Annotated in this window: 1 rRNA gene; it reads left to right on the top strand. The window is 43.6% G+C overall.

Annotated elements, in window-relative coordinates:
* Nucleotides 1–134: 134 nt before the first annotated feature.
* Nucleotides 135–218: ribosomal RNA gene (rrf, locus tag PSH48_RS21170) — 5S ribosomal RNA — on the top strand; the annotation flags it as partial.

Below are 218 nucleotides of genomic sequence, written 5' to 3'. Positions count from 1 at the left end.
AGACTTAAAAAATATTATCAGAGTTTTCCAAATTTATGAGGTGACTCTTAGCGCGTAGCGTTAACATTGAGGCACCTTGCGCAAAGGAAATAGTAGCACTACGTGCTTGTCCTTAATCCTTTGCACCTAATTTGCTTGGTAACCATAGCGTTTTGGACCCACCTGACCCCATGCCGAACTCAGTAGTGAAACGAAACAGCGCCGATGATAGTGTAGCA

The sequence above is a fragment of the Pseudoalteromonas sp. Angola-4 genome (assembly GCF_028599265.1).
GTDB lineage: Bacteria > Pseudomonadota > Gammaproteobacteria > Enterobacterales > Alteromonadaceae > Pseudoalteromonas > Pseudoalteromonas atlantica.
This window is presented reverse-complemented; position numbering and strand designations above follow the sequence as displayed.